The 14,540-nt window shown below is 64.1% G+C and carries 14 protein-coding genes; 5 read left to right on the forward strand and 9 right to left on the reverse strand.

Annotation, left to right across the window (positions count from 1 at the left end; genetic code table 11):
• Positions 1-11: 11 nt before the first annotated feature.
• The 4 genes from XalbCFBP2523_RS04265 (at position 12) to XalbCFBP2523_RS04280 (ending at position 5,393) form a co-directional block, all read left to right on the forward strand.
• On the forward strand, positions 12-1,343 hold the full coding sequence (locus XalbCFBP2523_RS04265) for an ABC transporter permease (RefSeq protein ID WP_045766388.1): 1,332 nt from the start codon (positions 12-14) through the stop codon (positions 1,341-1,343).
• Between the two features lie 7 nt (positions 1,344-1,350).
• Positions 1,351-2,592, forward strand: a complete 1,242-nt coding sequence (locus tag XalbCFBP2523_RS04270; RefSeq protein ID WP_045766389.1) for an ABC transporter permease — start codon at positions 1,351-1,353, stop codon at positions 2,590-2,592.
• 99 nt (positions 2,593-2,691) lie between these two features.
• On the forward strand, positions 2,692-4,029 hold the full coding sequence (locus tag XalbCFBP2523_RS04275; protein ID WP_045766390.1) for a sigma-54-dependent transcriptional regulator: 1,338 nt from the start codon (positions 2,692-2,694) through the stop codon (positions 4,027-4,029).
• Positions 4,026-5,393, forward strand: coding sequence for a sensor histidine kinase (locus XalbCFBP2523_RS04280; RefSeq protein ID WP_045766391.1), 1,368 nt, complete (start codon positions 4,026-4,028; stop codon positions 5,391-5,393). Before XalbCFBP2523_RS04275 ends, XalbCFBP2523_RS04280 begins: the two co-directional genes overlap by 4 nt.
• Before the next feature lie 31 nt (positions 5,394-5,424).
• Here XalbCFBP2523_RS04280 and glmU read toward each other — a convergent pair whose 3' ends face one another.
• Positions 5,425-6,792: a bifunctional UDP-N-acetylglucosamine diphosphorylase/glucosamine-1-phosphate N-acetyltransferase GlmU gene (glmU, locus tag XalbCFBP2523_RS04285; protein ID WP_045766392.1), complete on the reverse strand. Its 1,368-nt coding sequence runs from the start codon at positions 6,790-6,792 to the stop codon at positions 5,425-5,427.
• A gap of 135 nt (positions 6,793-6,927) precedes the next feature.
• On the opposite strand from glmU, the gene XalbCFBP2523_RS04290 reads away from it, so the two are divergent.
• Entirely contained in the window at positions 6,928-7,311 is a 384-nt protein-coding gene (locus XalbCFBP2523_RS04290; protein ID WP_045766393.1) for a GtrA family protein, read from the forward strand.
• A gap of 86 nt (positions 7,312-7,397) precedes the next feature.
• Here the strand turns inward: XalbCFBP2523_RS04290 and XalbCFBP2523_RS04295 are convergent, their stop codons facing one another.
• From XalbCFBP2523_RS04295 to atpE, 8 genes are all read right to left on the reverse strand, one after another.
• Positions 7,398-7,970, reverse strand: coding sequence for a chorismate mutase (locus XalbCFBP2523_RS04295; RefSeq protein WP_045766394.1), 573 nt, complete (start codon positions 7,968-7,970; stop codon positions 7,398-7,400).
• Positions 7,971-8,288: 318 nt separating this feature from the next.
• Positions 8,289-8,711, reverse strand: a complete 423-nt coding sequence (locus XalbCFBP2523_RS04300; RefSeq protein WP_012917375.1) for a F0F1 ATP synthase subunit epsilon — start codon at positions 8,709-8,711, stop codon at positions 8,289-8,291.
• A 170-nt stretch (positions 8,712-8,881) separates the two neighbouring features.
• Positions 8,882-10,288, reverse strand: coding sequence for a F0F1 ATP synthase subunit beta (gene atpD / locus XalbCFBP2523_RS04305; protein WP_045766395.1), 1,407 nt, complete (start codon positions 10,286-10,288; stop codon positions 8,882-8,884).
• Between the two features lie 118 nt (positions 10,289-10,406).
• Positions 10,407-11,270 carry a F0F1 ATP synthase subunit gamma gene (gene atpG / locus XalbCFBP2523_RS04310; RefSeq protein ID WP_045764772.1) on the reverse strand — a complete coding sequence of 288 codons (864 nt, stop codon included), beginning with the start codon at positions 11,268-11,270 and terminating at the stop codon, positions 10,407-10,409.
• Between the two features lie 146 nt (positions 11,271-11,416).
• A complete protein-coding gene (gene atpA, locus XalbCFBP2523_RS04315; RefSeq protein WP_045766834.1) occupies positions 11,417-12,964 on the reverse strand; it encodes a F0F1 ATP synthase subunit alpha in 1,548 nt (515 codons plus the stop codon).
• A 147-nt stretch (positions 12,965-13,111) separates the two neighbouring features.
• The gene (locus tag XalbCFBP2523_RS04320; RefSeq protein WP_012917379.1) at positions 13,112-13,639 is read right to left on the reverse strand and encodes a F0F1 ATP synthase subunit delta; all 528 of its coding nucleotides are present in this window, start codon (positions 13,637-13,639) and stop codon (positions 13,112-13,114) included.
• A gap of 1 nt (position 13,640) precedes the next feature.
• On the reverse strand, positions 13,641-14,111 hold the full coding sequence (locus XalbCFBP2523_RS04325; RefSeq protein ID WP_012917380.1) for a F0F1 ATP synthase subunit B: 471 nt from the start codon (positions 14,109-14,111) through the stop codon (positions 13,641-13,643).
• A 114-nt stretch (positions 14,112-14,225) separates the two neighbouring features.
• Positions 14,226-14,525: a F0F1 ATP synthase subunit C gene (gene atpE / locus XalbCFBP2523_RS04330; RefSeq protein WP_012917381.1), complete on the reverse strand. Its 300-nt coding sequence runs from the start codon at positions 14,523-14,525 to the stop codon at positions 14,226-14,228.
• Positions 14,526-14,540 lie beyond the last annotated feature (15 nt).

Consider the following 14,540-nt stretch of genomic DNA (forward strand, 5'->3'; position numbering starts at 1 on the left):
CGGATCCACTGATGCCACTGCCATACGCCGTTGAACTCGGAATACGCGGCGCACGTCGCCATCCGCGCACCATGCTACTGACCATGCTGACGCTCGCGCTCGGCCTGGCTGCGGTGATGACGATGCTGACACTGCTGAAGGTGCTCTCCGCCGATCCATTACCAGGACTCAGCCAGCAGTTGTATCTGGGCTGGGTGGATTCGCGCGAGGCCGCCACCGACAACACGCTCGACGAACCACACCCACTGCCGCCATCACAGTGGAAAATAGCCGATGTTCAACGCTTCATGGCGTCACATCCGGACATCCCACAGACCGCACTGGCTTCCAGCCAGTTCACGATCACCAACGAAGATCAGCGCCAGAGCGCATCTGTTGGTGGCGTGGCGGCATTGGGTCCGATGCCCCGCATCTTTGGCGTGCCACTGCGCGAAGGCCGCTATTGGACCGAGCAGGAAGAGCGCGACCGTGTGCCGGTGGCGATCATCGGCCATCGGCAGAGTCTGCGATTGTTCGGCACCGAACATGGGCTGGGCCACCAACTGCGCTTGGGCAAACATCTGTTTCGGATCATCGGCATCAGCGACGATTGGGGACCGAGGCCGGGGTTCTACTTCCTGCAATCACTGGATCAGGCGTGGAGCAACTTACCGATCGAATTCTTTGTCCCGGCGCAAGCCGCGCTCGATGCCGATGCCCCACCATCGGTGGGGATGCAGTGTGACGATAATAGCCCCGGTGGCATGCGCTTCAATGAGATCAATCTGCACGCCTGCCGCTGGCTGATGCTGTGGGCGCAGTTGCAGACCGAGGCACAAGTAGACAACTACCGCTCCGCATTGTTGGCCTTCGCACAGGCACGGCACACTGCCGGTGTATTTCCACGAGCTCCGAAAGCCATGCTGTACAACGTGTCCGCATGGCTGGCCGCCAATCGCATCGTGCCCGATACCGTGCATTTAAACCTCTGGCTGGCCCTGGCACTACTAGGCTTGTGTATTCTCAACGTCGCCGGCCTGCTCGCGGCGCGCTTCCTGCGCCGCGCTAACGAAATCGGTATCCATCGTGTGCTGGGCGCGCCGCGCCACGCGGTGTTTGTGCGCTGCCTGACCGAGTCCGGATTGATCGGATTGCTGGGCGGCATATTGGCATTGCCGGCGACGCTATTCGGTCTGTGGGTAGTGCGCATACAGAGCACGACGTACAGCGACTTGGCCCAGTTCCGGGCTGATCTATTCGGCCTGTTGCTGCTGCTGGCGATCGGCACCGGCCTGCTGGTCGGCCTCATCCCCGCATGGCGCGCGTCGCGACTTTCACCGGCCATGCAAGTCAAGAGCCTCTGAGGTGCTTATGTCTGTTCTGCGTCCTTATCTCGCTCCGTTACGACGACATCCGCTGATGCCGCTACTGGTCATCGCACAAACCACCGTGGCATGCGCGATTCTGCTCAACGTGCTGTTTCTGCTCTGGCAAAAGCTCGCACCGATGTTGGTCGCCGATGGCATCCCACGCGGGGAGCTGGTGATCGTGGACCAAGTGATCAACCAGGCCGGCAACTGGAACGCCGCGCAGATCCTCACGGCAACCGATGCGCTACGCAAGATCCCTGGCGTCAAGGCGGTGTCACCGATGATTGGATTGCCGATGAGTTCCTCGTTAACAGTGACGATCCTGCTGAAAGGTCCCGCCGGATCGGAAATCCCAAGCCTGTACAGCGGCGACACCGCATTCGATGCGCTGGGCTTGGAGCTCAGCGCTGGCCGCCGCTTCAGCCACGATGAAATGTACAACATCGACCTGTCAACGTCGCCCATGCTCAACAAAGGTACCACCCCCGTCATCCTCACCGAGGCGCTGGCGCGCAGGCTGTTCGGCGCGGGCCCGGCCTTGGGTGGCATCCTCACCGGCAGGGATCCGCAAGACACCGATCACTTCGTGGTGGTCGGCTTGGTCCGGCACCTGCTGCGCTACCAGCTCGACGAACTCGACGATGGCAAAGCCGAGTTCTCGATGCTGACACCCGGCAAAATCACCGACACGCCCATTCTGAACTATGCCGTGCGCGTCGCGCCGGAACAACGCGATGCAGTGATTGCACAGATCGCGCCACAGCTCAAGCGCGCACTCGGTGCAGACCTGATGCACGGCACCGAACCCAAGGTCAGTGACTACGAATCACAGCGCAACGCACGCCTGAAACCACGCCGCGCCGCTGTGTGGCTGTTCGGCTCGGTGAGCGTGCTGGTCACGGCCATCACCTTGATCGGCATCGCCAGCCTCAGCGGTTTCTGGATCCAGCAACGCACGCGCCAGATCGGCATCCGCCGCGCACTCGGTGCGACCCGCACGCAGATCCTGCACCAGTTCCAATTGGAGAACCTGCTGATTATCGGCACCGGGCTGGTCTTGGGCATCCCCATGGCCTACGCCGCCAATCTGTGGCTGATGCAGCACTACGAACTGACGCGCTTACCGGCGATCTGCCTGCCGATCGGGGTGGGTGTCTTGTTGATAATGGGTCAGCTCGCCGTGTTCGGGCCGGCACGTCGCGCCGCCGCCATGCCGCCGGCCATCGCCACCCGTCATGCCTGATAGCGCGGCAATCCACACGACAAGTCTGGCACGGGCTGCGATGATGCCATTTTGTCCATCTGCCGGCGTCAGCATGCCGGCCCGCCTTCAAGGTTCACGATGCCCTGCCTGTTGATCATCGACGACAACCCCGCCGTCGCCACTGCGCTGGAAGTGCTGTTTTCCCTGCACGAGATCGAGACCGCCTACGCCGACAGCCCGCAGGCCGGCCTGCAACGCCTGGACGATGGCGGCATCGATCTGGTGCTGCAGGACATGAACTTCAGCGCCGACACCACCTCCGGCGAGGAAGGTGCCGCATTGTTCGCTGCGATCCGCGCACGCCACCCGGACCTGCCGGTGATCCTGCTGACCGCCTGGACCCAACTCAGCAGCGCGGTGGAGCTGGTCAAGGCGGGTGCCGCCGACTACCTGGCCAAGCCCTGGGACGATCGCAAGCTGCTGACCACGGTCAACAATTTGCTGGAGCTATCCGAAACCCACCGCGAACTGGAGCGGCGTCGCGACGGCGAGCGCCGCCATCGCGCGGATCTGGCCCGGCGCTACGATCTACGCGGCGCCGTGTTCGCCGATCCCGCCAGCGCGCGCGCCATCGCCCTGGCCTGCCAAATCGCACGCTCGGCGTTGCCGGTGCTCATCACCGGGCCCAACGGCAGCGGTAAAGAAAAGATCGCCGAGATCATCCAGGCCAACTCGCCGGTGCGAGACGGCCCATTCGTAGCCCTGAACTGCGCTGCGCTTCCAGCCGAACTGATCGAAGCCGAACTGTTCGGCGCCGAGGCCGGTGCCTACACCGGCGCCACCAAGGCCCGCGAAGGCAAGTTCGAGGCCGCCGATGGCGGCACGCTGTTCCTAGACGAGATCGGCAATCTATCGCTGGCCGGGCAGATGAAACTGCTGCGCGTGCTGGAGACCGGTCGCTTCGAGCGGCTCGGTTCCAACCGCGAACGGCAGGTCAAGGTCCGGGTCATCAGCGCGACCAATGCCGACGTGAGCGCGATGATCCGCGCAGGTACATTCCGCGAGGATCTGTACTATCGGCTCAATGCGGTGGAACTGTCGCTGCCGGCGCTCGCCGAGCGTCCTGGGGATATCCTGCCGCTGGCCGAAGCGTTTCTATCCAGCACCAAGACGCTGTCGATCGGCGCCACGCAGGCACTGCAACGGCATACCTGGCCCGGCAACGTGCGCGAGCTGCGCAACGTAATCCAACGTGCCGAATTACTGGCCAGCGGCGCACAGATCCAGTCCGCCGACCTCAATCTGCCCAGGCCCGCGCCGCAACGCAGCAGCCACACGGACGAACCGGACCGCGAGCGCATCGTGACCGTGCTGAGGCGCGCTCACGGTGTCATCGCCCAGGCGGCGGCCGAACTGGGCATGAGCCGGCAAGCGCTGTACCGACGCATGGATCGCTACGGCATCCCACGCGAATGAAACTGCGCCCTTCCTTCACCACCGAGTTGTTCCTGCGCCTGCTGCCACTGCTGGCGCTGGCGGCGACATTGCCGTGGTTGCTGGCGCATTGGATGGAACGCCGTTGGGAAACGATGACGCTGTCGGCCCTGGTGCTGATCGCACTGACGTGGTTGGCCCTGCACCACGCCACCGCGCCGATGCGTTCGCTGTTCCGCGCCCTGGCCAGCATCATCGGCAGCTACCGCGACGGCGAGTACAACGTCAGCGTGTCATGGCGCAGCGACGACGAATTGGGGAAAATGGTGGCAGCGCACCAACAGCTCGGCGAGATCCTGCGCGAGCAACGACAAGCACTGATACAGCGCGAGCTGATGCTCGACACCATGGTGCAGAACACCCCGGTGGCGATGCTGCTGACCTGCAAGGGCGGCGATGGCCTGCACCGTGTGATTTTCTCCAACCTGGCCGCGCGCAAGCTGCTGCATGGCGGCTGGAAGCTGGAAGGACAACGCCTGGACGATCTGCTGCTGGCTGTACCGGCGCCGCTGCGCGACGCCATCGCGCGCGGCGGCGACAGCCTGTTCTCGATCGAGGACCACAAGCAGGATGCAGAGGAAGAACAGATTTACCACGTATCGCGGCGTCGCTTCCATCTCAACGGGCGTCCGCACGAACTGCTACTGCTGCGCCTGCTCACCGCCGAACTGCGCCGACAGGAAGTGCATACCTGGAAAAAAGTGATCCGGGTCATCAGCCACGAACTGAACAACTCGCTGGCTCCGATCGCCTCGCTGGCGCATTCCGGCGCCGAGTTGGTACGGCGACAGAAAGTAGAGCGACTAGAAGAAGTATTCGGCACCATCGAGGAACGCGCACGACACCTAGAGGGCTTCATCCGCGGCTACGCGCACTTCGCCAAACTACCCCAGCCGCAATTGCAGAGCGTGCACTGGGCGCAATTCCTGGCCGGACTCCAGCAGCAGATTCCGTTCGCACTGGACCTGGAAGCGCCGGATCTGCACAGCCGAGTCGATCCAGCACAACTGCAGCAGGCGCTGCTCAATCTGCTCAAAAACGCACACGAATCCAGCCCCGAGCAGTTGATGTCAGCCGACGGCGTGCGCGTGCGCGTGTCCACGCGTCCGGACTGGCTGCGCATCGAGGTGCTGGACCGCGGCAGCGGCATGAGCGAAGCGGTGCTGCATCACGCGCTGATGCCGTTCTACTCGACCAAGCGCAATGGCACCGGCCTCGGCTTGGCATTAACCCGGGAAATCGTCGAAGCGCACGGCGGCCGCCTGTCGCTGCACAACCGCGATGCCGGCGGGCTATGCGTGACCATTGCGCTGCCAGTCACCACCTCGATCAACAGCCTGGGCTGAGTCGCGCTTCACGATACCCCACGCCGCCGACTCAGTCACGCTTGCTCGGGCGCTTCCAGCCCTCGATGGTTTCCTGGCGCACGCGGGCCACGCTCAGCTTGCCGGCCGGCGCGCTGCGGGTGATCACCGAGCCGGCACCGATGGTGGCGCCAGCACCGATCTCCAGCGGCGCCACCAGCGCGCTGTTGGAACCGACGAACACGCCATCGCCGATGATGGTCTGCGACTTGTTCACGCCATCGTAGTTGCAGGTAATGGTACCCGCGCCGAGATTGACCCCGCTGCCGATCTTCGCATCGCCCAGGTAGCTCAGGTGATTGGCCTTGCTGCCGACACCGAGGACCGCCTGCTTGGTCTCGACGAAGTTGCCGATGTGCACACCATCGGCCAACACGGTGCCCGGCCGCAGCCGCGCGAACGGCCCGATCTGCACCGCGCCTTCGGCGACCACGCCTTCCAGATCGCAATGCGCGCGCACCTCGGTGCCTGGCCCCAGCACCACATCCTTCAGCCGGACGAATGGGCCGATGCTGACATCGTCGCCAAGCTCCACCTCGCCTTCCAGGATCACATTCACATCGATACGCACATCGCGGCCCACGCGCACGCGACCACGCTGGTCAAGGCGATTGGGGTCCAGCACCTGCACGCCCTGTTCGCACAGCGCGCGTGCCGCGCGCAGCTGCCAGGCGCGCTCCAACTGCGCCAGTTGCCATGGATCATTGGCGCCTTCGGCTTCGATCGGATCGTCCACCAGCACCATCTCCGCCGGGGTGAACTCGGCAGCGGCGGCGGCGAACACGTCGGTTAGGTAATACTCGCCCTGCGCGTTGTCGTTGCGCAGCCCCGCCAACCAGCGTCGCAATGCCGTGGATTCGGCGGTGATGATGCCGGTGTTGACGGTGCGGATGCGGCGCTGCGCATCGTCAGCGTCCTTTTGTTCGACGATCGCCGCGACCTTGCCGGCTGCATCGCGCACGATCCGGCCATAGCCGGTCGGGTCGTCTGGCTCGGCCACCAGCACCGCCAAACGGCCCGGCGCGTGCAACAGGCGCAATAACGTGTCGGTACGGATCAACGGCACGTCGCCATACAACACCAATACGGTGGCCGCATCCGGCACCGCCTCCATCGCCTGCCGCACTGCATGGCCGGTTCCCAATTGCTGGGCCTGTTCGGCCCACAGCAAATCCGTCTGCTCGGCGAAGGCGGCCCGCACCGCGTCGCCGCCATGCCCGTAGACGATGTGGATCGCCTGCGGCTGCAACTGGCGTGCGGCCTCGATCACGTGCGCCAGCATCGGGCGGCCGGCAATGCAGTGCAGGACCTTGGACTTGGCCGACTTCATCCGTTTGCCCGCGCCGGCGGCGAGAATCACGACGTGCAGTGGCAGGCTCATGCGGCGGTTTCCGTTTCGGACGATGGGCAATGTTAAAGGCTTGCCGTGCCGTGCGCTGTGCCCTGCACGAGGCAGGAGTGTATCTCGGTACGGCAACCGCTAGCATGCGCGGTCAGCCCCTCACCCTGGATGTGCATGAGTCTCCTGCGACAGAGCAGCCAATTTATGCTGATCGGCCTGCTGCAATTGCTGGTCGATTGGAGCGTGTTCGTCGGGGCGACCGCCGCGGGCATGCCACCGATTCCCGGCAACGTGCTGGGCCGCATCTGCGGAGCCATGCTCGGGTTCTGGCTCAACGGCCGCATCACCTTCGCCAACGGCAACGTCCCCCGCCTGGGTTGGCAGCGCTTCGCTCGCTTCGCCGCCATGTGGCTGACGCTCACCGTCCTCAGCACTTGGCTGGTGTCCCTGTGCGCGAACGCGCTGGGTCTGCGTCTAGCCTGGTTAGGCAAGCCGCTGGTCGAAGGCATGCTGTCCGTGGTGTCGTTCTTTCTCGGCCGACAGTTGGTGTATCGCTAACCCATCGGCATGCGGCGCTGAAGCGCGTGCGATGGCAAGACGCCATCGCACGCGCTTGTTCATGCAACAGCGCAACCGATGCACACTCAGTGGCAGAAATCGCCCAGGCTACGAACCAGCGCGGTGCGGTGGAGTTGATCCAACTGCCAGCGCTGCGCATAGACTTCTGCGGCACGGGCGGTCGTGGCCGGACAGTCCGACGCCTGCCGCAGCGTCGCGCTGGCCTGCAAGGCATCGAGCATCTCGCCCTGCAACTGATCCAGGCGTGTGCGCAGGGTAGTCAGGTCAGGGCGCGGACGCTCGGGCGCGCGACCACGCAGGTGCCAACGCGACAACAATTCGTACTGGACCAGCTTGTTGGATTCGATCTGCATGCTGAAAAAGCGCGCCGCATCGTCGGGATCCACACCATGCGCCGGCGCCTGTTCGCGCACCTTCGCCAGTACGGCGGCCTCGCGTACGCTATCCAGCACCGGCTTGCCGCTATCCCATTTGCTCAGCGCCACCTGGTCGCCGATGGCATTGCGCGCGACGATGCGATCGAGCAGCGGCTCCAGCGGGGTCGAGCTGCGGGCGGGAATCGCACACCCCATCAAAGCGGCACCGGCCAGCAGCGCCGTCAGGGCATGCGCAAGGGAAGAGGAAGCGGTTGTGGTCATCGTGAGTCTCCGAGAACCGTCTGCAGGCGAGGGGAAGGATGCGCAGATCGGGCCGACATCTTGCCGCAGCCGTTGAGGCATGCAATGACACAACGCCATGTTGTCTCTCGCCACCGCCATCGAGTCAGCAACGATAAAGCCAGAAGCATGCTTCCGTCACAATCCACCACGACAGCGATACAGCAGGCGTCTCCAGAATCCCCGTCGCAGTCCTGCGGCTTGAAGCGACAGCGACATGGCATCGCGCAGACACGACAACGCCGGCAACCGCCGGCGTCTTCATCGCGCATGCGACCGCCCATCGGCCGCACATGACACTCAGTGCCTGAGATTCCTGCGCAGGCGTTCCAACGCCTGCAACTGGGCGGTCACTTGCGCCAGCTTCGCCTGTGCTTCGGCCACATCAATGCCTTCACCGCGACCGGCCAGCAAACGCTCGGCTTCTTCCTTGGCCTTGCGCACGGACGCCTCGTCGATATCCTGCGCACGGATCGCGGTGTCGGCCAGGATCGTGACCACCTGCGGCTGCACCTCAAGAATGCCGCCAGAAATGGCGAAGTCCAACTGTTCGCCACTGGCGGTGGTCACCACCACCTTGCCGGGCTTGAGCCGAGTGATCAGCGGTGCATGCTTGGGTGCGATGCCCAACTCGCCCAGCTCGCCGGTGACGACCACCAGGGTCGCCTCGCCGTGGTAGATCTCATTCTCGGCGCTGACGATGTCGCAACGGATGGTGCTCATGGTGCCTCACTGGATGAGGTGGGACGCTGGACTGCGGCGGCGGAATTGGCCAGGCGGCTCAACGGTCGCGTGACTTGCCCGGTGCTTCGATGTCCTGCGCCCCACCTTGACGATAGCTGACAACTGACGTGCGGATGCGTGCGCCGACCGCGTGCAGCCGGCTGCACAGATCAGGCCTTTTCGGCCATCTTCTTGGCTTTCTCGACCGCTTCCTCGATGCCGCCGACCATGTAGAACGCCTGCTCCGGCAGGTGGTCGTACTCGCCATCGACGATCGCCTTGAAGCCGCGGATGGTGTCCTTCAGCGACACGTACTTGCCCGGCGAGCCGGTGAACACTTCGGCCACGTGGAACGGCTGGCTGAAGAAGCGCTCGATCTTGCGCGCGCGCGACACGGCCTGCTTGTCCTCTTCGGACAGTTCGTCCATGCCCAGGATCGCGATGATGTCCTTCAGCTCCTTGTACTTCTGCAAGGTGGACTGCACGCGGCGCGCGGTGTCGTAATGCTCGTGGCCGATCACGTTCGGATCGAGCTGGCGGCTGGTCGAATCCAACGGGTCCACCGCCGGATAGATGCCCAGCGAGGCGATGTTACGCGACAGCACGACGGTGGCGTCGAGGTGGGCGAAGGTGGTCGCCGGCGACGGGTCGGTGAGGTCGTCCGCGGGCACGTACACCGCCTGGATCGAGGTGATCGAGCCGTTCTTGGTGGAGGTGATGCGCTCCTGCAACACGCCCATTTCCTCGGCCAGGGTCGGCTGGTAACCCACCGCCGACGGCATGCGGCCCAGCAGCGCCGACACTTCGGTACCGGCCAGGGTGTAGCGGTAGATATTGTCGACGAACAGCAGCACGTCCTTGCCCTTGCCCGAGGCATCCTTCTCGTCGCGGAAGTACTCGGCCATGGTCAGGCCGGTCAGTGCGACGCGCAGGCGATTGCCCGGCGGCTCGTTCATCTGGCCGTACACCATCGCGACCTTGTCCAGGACGTTGGAGTCCTTCATTTCGTGGTAGAAGTCGTTGCCCTCGCGGGTCCGCTCGCCCACGCCAGCGAACACCGACAAGCCCGCGTGTGCCTTGGCGATGTTGTTGATCAGTTCCATCATGTTGACGGTCTTGCCGACACCGGCGCCGCCGAATAGGCCAACCTTACCGCCCTTGGCGAACGGGCACATCAGGTCGATGACCTTGATGCCGGTTTCCAGCAATTCGGTGGCCGAGGACTGATCTTCATATGTCGGCGCAGCGCGGTGGATTTCCCAATGGTCGGTGGCCTTCACCTCGCCGGCTTCGTCGATCGGACGGCCCAGCACGTCCATGATGCGGCCCAGCGTGCCCGCGCCGACCGGCACCGCGATCGCGCGGCCGGTGTTGGTCGCGACCAGATTGCGCTTGAGGCCATCGGTGGAGCCGAGGGCAATGGTGCGCACGACGCCATCGCCCAGCTGCTGCTGTACTTCCAGCGTGATGGCGGTGCCTTCGACCTTCAACGCGTCGTAAATCTTCGGCACATCGGCCCGTGCGAATTCGACGTCGACGACCGCGCCGATGATCTGAACGATCTTGCCCTGACTCATTTGGGTAACTCCACTTAATGTCTATGCGAATCTGGTATCGGGAATGGGGAACGGGGAATCTGGCGCGGGAGGAACGGCTTACGGCAGCGAGCACTCCGGCATCTTTCCCGATTCCCGGCTACACAGCGGCCGCGCCGCCGACGATTTCGGAAATTTCTTGGGTAATCGCCGCCTGACGTGCCTTGTTGTAAACCAACTGCAAGGTGCTGATTAGCTTGCTGGCGTTGTCGCTGGCCGCCTTCATCGCGACCATGCGCGCCGCATGCTCGGAGGCCACGTTCTCCAGCACCGCCTGGTACACCAGCGACTCGATGTAACGGCGCATCACATGCTCCAGCACAGTCGCGGCATCGGGTTCGTACAGATAATCCCAGTCGTGGTGCGCGACCTTGTATTCCGCCGCTGGTAGCGGCAGCAACTGGTCGAAACTGGCCTTCTGCGTCATCGTGTTGATGAAGTGGTTGTAGACCAGATACACGCGATCCAGCGTGCCCTCGGTGAACGCGTCCAGCATGACCTTGATCACACCGACCAACTGTTCCAGGTGCGGCACATCGCCAAGGTGGCTGACGCTGCCGACCATATTCACCTTGAGCCGGCGGAAAAACACCGACGCCTTTTGCCCGATGGTGACCACGTCAACCTCAGCGCCCTGGTCCTGCCACTGGCGCACTTCGCCCAGCATCTTGCGGAACAGGTTGTTGTTCAAGCCACCGGCCAAGCCGCGATCAGAGGAGATCACGATATAACCGACGCGCTTGACCGTCTCGCGCTGCACCAGGAACGGATGCGTGTACTCGGTGCTGGCCTGCGCCAGATGCCCGATCACCTGCTTCATCGCCTGCGCGTAGGGCCGCGAGGTCTTCATCCGATCCTGCGCCTTGCGGATCTTGGAGGCCGAGACCATCTCGAGCGCACGAGTCACCTTGCGGGTGTTCTGCACGCTCTTGATCTTGGATTTGATTTCGCGTCCGCCTGCCATTTCTCTTCTCGGGACTCTGGACCCGGAATCCGGGACCCGGTAAAGGCCCTGGATCACGACTCGTTATTGTCACCCGGCGCCCAGGTCACGGTCCCTGGGACTCCGCTTGCGCGGGTCCCGGGTCCCGGATTCCGGGTCCCGGCGCTTTACCAGCTACCGGTGGTCTTGAATTCGCCGATACCCTTCTTGAACGCCGCCTCGATCTCGCCATTCCAGTCGCCGGTCTCGTTGACCTTGGCGATCAACTCGCCGGCGGTGTTGGCGAAGTGCGCGTGCAGGCCTTCCTCGAACCCACCGATCTTGTTGACCGGCACGTCGTCCAGGTAACCCTCGTTGACCGCGTAGATCGACAAGGCCTGGTTGGCGATAGACATCGGTAGGTACTGCTTCTGCTTCATCAACTCGGTGACGCGCTGACCGCGCTCGAGCTGCTTGCGGGTGGCTTCGTCCAGGTCCGAGGCGAACTGCGCGAACGCCGCCAGCTCGCGGTACTGCGCCAGCGAGATGCGAATACCGCCGGAGAGCTTCTTGATGATCTTGGTCTGCGCGGCGCCACCGACGCGCGACACCGAAATGCCCGCGTTCACCGCCGGGCGGATGCCGGCGTTGAACAGGTCGGTTTCCAGGAAGATCTGGCCGTCGGTGATCGAAATCACGTTGGTCGGCACGAACGCGGATACGTCGCCGGCCTGGGTCTCGATGATCGGCAGCGCGGTCAGCGACCCGGTCTTGCCCTTGACCTCGCCCTTGGTGAACTGCTCCACGTACTTCTCGGACACGCGCGCGGCGCGCTCCAGCAGACGGCTGTGCAGGTAGAACACGTCGCCCGGATACGCTTCGCGACCCGGCGGGCGCTTCAACAGCAACGAAATCTGCCGGTAGGCCACGGCCTGCTTGGACAGATCGTCGTACACGATCAGCGCGTCTTCGCCGCGGTCCATGAAATATTCGCCCATGGTGCAGCCGGCGTAGGCGCTGATGTATTGCATCGCCGCCGATTCGGAGGCCGTCGCGGCGACCACGATGGTGTGCGCCAGCGCGCCGTTCTCTTCCAGCTTGCGCACGATGTTGGCGACGGTCGAAGCCTTCTGCCCGATTGCCACGTACACGCACTTGATGCCGGTGGTCTTCTGGTTGATCACCGCGTCGATGGCCAGCGCGGTCTTGCCGGTCTGACGATCGCCGATGAGCAACTCGCGCTGGCCGCGGCCGATCGGGATCATCGCATCGACCGACTTGTATCCGGTCTGCACCGGCTGATCCACCGACTTGCGCCAGATCACGCCCGGCGCCACGCGCTCCACCGGCGCGGTCGCACGGGTGCCCAGCGGGCCCTTGCCGTCGATCGGCTCGCCCAGCGCGTTGACCACGCGGCCCAGCAACTCCTTGCCCACCGGCACTTCCAGGATGCGGCCGGTGGTCTTGGCGATGTCGCCTTCGCGCAGGTTCTCGTAGTCGCCAAGCACCACGGCACCGACCGAGTCACGCTCCAGGTTCAGGGCCAGGGCATAGGTGTCGTTCGGCAGTTCGATCATTTCGCCCTGCATCACGTCGGCCAAGCCGAAGATGCGCACGATGCCGTCGGACACGCTGGTGACCGTGCCTTCGTTGCGCGACTCCGCGGCCAGCTTGACCTGCTCGATGCGGTTCTTGATCAGTTCGCTGATTTCGGAGGGGTTGAGCGTGGTTGCCATCTTGGTTTCCTTCGTATCGTCCATCGCACAGCGGCGAATGGCGACGTGTGGTTAGCTTTTTTGAGAATCGGGAATGGAGAATCGGAAATCGCGCAGGGCATCGTCGCCAGGCCGGGTTGTCTCTTCTCTCTTCGCCATTCCCGGTTCTTAGTGGACCAATGCGGATTGCAGACGCGATAGCTTGCCTTTCAACGAGCCATCGATGACCACATCGCCCGCGTCGATCACCGCACCGCCGATCAGCGAGGCGTCCACCATCGTGGCGATCTCGACCTCGCGGCCGAAACGCTGCTGCAATGCCAGCTTCAACGAGGCCACTTCCGCATCGCTCAGGGCGGCGGCGGAAGTCACGTTGGCCTTGACCACGCGCTCGGCGTCGGCACGCAACTGATCGTACAGCCCGGCGATCTCCGGCAGCAGCGGCAGGCGCTGACCTTCCGCCAGCAGGCTCAGAAAGCGCCGATACTGCTCGTCGGCCTGCTCCGGCGCGAGCAGCGTCACCGCCTGTTCGCGCTGCAACTGCGGGTTGTGCAACAACGCGGCCACGCGTGGATCGGCCGCGACCTGGGCGGAGAACGCCAGCGCCTGCGACCACGGCACGAGCTTGCCGGCATCGCTCGCCGCAGCGAACGCGGCACGGGCGTAGGGACGTGCAAGTGTGAGGGACTGACTCATCTCAGAGCTCCGCCGCCAACGCGTCGAGCAGCGTCTTGTGCGCATTGGCATCGATTTCGCGCTTGAGCAGCTTTTCGGCACCGCTCACCGCCAGCAGCGAGACCTGGCGACGCAGGTCTTCGCGCGCACGATTGGCCGCCGCCTCGATCTCGGCCTGCGCCAGCTCCTTCTGCCGGTTGGCTTCGACAACCGCTTCGTGTCTGGCCGCCTCGACGATCTGGTTGGCACGCGCGTGGGCCTGGTCGATGATCTCGTTAGCTTTGCTGCGCGCGTCCTTCAACGCTTCGTTGACCTTTTCCTGCGCCTGCGCCAGATCCTTCTGACTGCGATCGGCCGCGGCAAGACCTTCGGCGATCTTCTGCTGACGCGCTTCGATGGCCTGCATCAGTGGCGGCCAGATCTTGGTCGCGACGATCCAGATCAGACCGGCGAAGGCCAGCGCCTGGGCAAAAAGGGTGAGACCGATATTCATGGGGTACGCTCAACCAAAGATGACGTGGTGGGCGCGCCGCCAGCACGGCGACACGTCCGAACCTTCCTCCGCAACGGCGGCCGCCTGAGGCGACCGCGTGCCGGTGCGACGGGATCAACCGACCTGCGGCAGACGCGCGACGAACTCGCCGATCATCGGGTTGGCGATCGCGAACAGCAGACCGACCGCGACGCTGATGATGAACGCGGCGTCGATCAGGCCGGCGGTGATGAACATGCGGACCTGCAACACCGGGATCAATTCCGGCTGGCGCGCGGCCGACTCCAGGAACTTGCCGGCCATGATGGCCAAACCGAGGCCAGCACCCAGCGCGGCCAAGCCGATCATGATGCCGACGGCGAGGATGGTGGAGCTCTGGACTTGGGCGAGGTTGGTCAGAACGGCAAAGAACATGGTTTTCTCCAGGAA

The sequence above is a fragment of the Xanthomonas albilineans genome (assembly GCF_002939705.1).
Taxonomy (GTDB): domain Bacteria; phylum Pseudomonadota; class Gammaproteobacteria; order Xanthomonadales; family Xanthomonadaceae; genus Xanthomonas_A; species Xanthomonas_A albilineans.

Bases quoted from the DNA above. Each gene is read 5' to 3' on its own strand.
- XalbCFBP2523_RS04265 (WP_045766388.1), top strand. From the start codon at position 12: ATGCCACTGCCATACGCCGTTGAACTCGGAATACGCGGCGCACGTCGC.
- XalbCFBP2523_RS04270 (WP_045766389.1), top strand. From the start codon at position 1,351: ATGTCTGTTCTGCGTCCTTATCTCGCTCCGTTACGACGACATCCGCTG.
- XalbCFBP2523_RS04275 (WP_045766390.1), top strand. From the start codon at position 2,692: ATGCCCTGCCTGTTGATCATCGACGACAACCCCGCCGTCGCCACTGCG.
- XalbCFBP2523_RS04280 (WP_045766391.1), top strand. From the start codon at position 4,026: ATGAAACTGCGCCCTTCCTTCACCACCGAGTTGTTCCTGCGCCTGCTG.
- glmU (WP_045766392.1), bottom strand. From the start codon at position 6,792: ATGAGCCTGCCACTGCACGTCGTGATTCTCGCCGCCGGCGCGGGCAAA.
- XalbCFBP2523_RS04290 (WP_045766393.1), top strand. From the start codon at position 6,928: ATGAGTCTCCTGCGACAGAGCAGCCAATTTATGCTGATCGGCCTGCTG.
- XalbCFBP2523_RS04295 (WP_045766394.1), bottom strand. From the start codon at position 7,970: ATGACCACAACCGCTTCCTCTTCCCTTGCGCATGCCCTGACGGCGCTG.
- XalbCFBP2523_RS04300 (WP_012917375.1), bottom strand. From the start codon at position 8,711: ATGAGCACCATCCGTTGCGACATCGTCAGCGCCGAGAATGAGATCTAC.
- atpD (WP_045766395.1), bottom strand. From the start codon at position 10,288: ATGAGTCAGGGCAAGATCGTTCAGATCATCGGCGCGGTCGTCGACGTC.
- atpG (WP_045764772.1), bottom strand. From the start codon at position 11,270: ATGGCAGGCGGACGCGAAATCAAATCCAAGATCAAGAGCGTGCAGAAC.
- atpA (WP_045766834.1), bottom strand. From the start codon at position 12,964: ATGGCAACCACGCTCAACCCCTCCGAAATCAGCGAACTGATCAAGAAC.
- XalbCFBP2523_RS04320 (WP_012917379.1), bottom strand. From the start codon at position 13,639: ATGAGTCAGTCCCTCACACTTGCACGTCCCTACGCCCGTGCCGCGTTC.
- XalbCFBP2523_RS04325 (WP_012917380.1), bottom strand. From the start codon at position 14,111: ATGAATATCGGTCTCACCCTTTTTGCCCAGGCGCTGGCCTTCGCCGGT.
- atpE (WP_012917381.1), bottom strand. From the start codon at position 14,525: ATGTTCTTTGCCGTTCTGACCAACCTCGCCCAAGTCCAGAGCTCCACC.